The 904-nt window shown below is 41.3% G+C and carries 1 protein-coding gene; it reads left to right on the top strand.

Features of this window, described 5'->3' with window-relative positions; translation table 11 throughout:
• The first annotated feature begins 148 nt into the window (after nucleotides 1-148).
• Nucleotides 149-640 carry a hypothetical protein gene (locus WH277_RS00705; RefSeq protein WP_339503793.1) on the top strand — a complete coding sequence of 164 codons (492 nt, stop codon included), beginning with the start codon at nucleotides 149-151 and terminating at the stop codon, nucleotides 638-640.
• Nucleotides 641-904 lie beyond the last annotated feature (264 nt).

The raw sequence follows: 904 nt of genomic DNA, 5'->3' as shown, positions 1-904 counted from the left end.
TGGTTTGTGAGCTTAATGATCGGTTCAAATGATGCTGCTAACGCATCATTAAAAGAAATGAATAACGCAAAAGATAAGATGAATCAGCGCATGAAACAACAACAGCAAGCTGATCATGACGCTCAAATGAAAGCGTTGAGGGGTGAAGATGAATGATGATTTGATTGGTTTATTAGTGCTTTCTTTTTTTATGATTCTTTTCTTTATTTTTATATTTGTGAAAAATGACAAGCTTTATATTTTTCAAACAAACATGCGTTTAAAAATAATGAGATTGAAAAGCAGAGGCGTTATTCCTGTAAAAACAAAAGATGAAAAAGAAGAAGACAAAATAAAAGAGAGGGCGAGAAGTATGGATATTAAAAAGCTTATAGCGTTGTTGAATAAATATAAAATACCATTCGATATAGAAGAGTTAAAAAAAGGTGGGTTCAATGTGAGGTTGAAATATATGAGGCTTTATATTGCTGCTAAAGATGCGAGAAAAGAAAATGATGCGATAGACATGATTACAGCTTTAAAACGTAGAGCAGACGAAGAGCGCACCAAGCTTGCGAAGTTCGACAATGAAGCCTTTGAAAAACAGGGGGAGGAGCGTCTAAAAGAGCACATAGCCCGCAGAAGCGGCAAGCCTAAGTGATGCCCGCCAGGGCATGATAAGGCGGCACACGGAAGCCTACAGAGAAGCACCACAGGAAGGCCGCCGGGCCTTTCGTCGTTTCATATATCCCTAAACCCCTCACCGCCCTGAACCGCCAGTCTTTTATCGCAGGCACTGCAGCTGCAGCGGCTGAAAAGCTGATCGTCGAAGATGCGAGATCACCGCCATTGTTTTCACACGCAGAGGGGGCATTGAACGCCCCGCAGTTGGCTTTTGACGTTGGGTTTTACTTCTCTTGTTTAA

This window comes from Erwinia sp. MYb416 (assembly GCF_037479575.1).
GTDB classification, from domain to species: Bacteria; Pseudomonadota; Gammaproteobacteria; order Enterobacterales; family Enterobacteriaceae; genus Erwinia; species Erwinia rhapontici.
The sequence above is the reverse complement of the archived record's forward strand: the minus strand, read 5'-3'. Positions and strand labels throughout refer to the sequence as shown.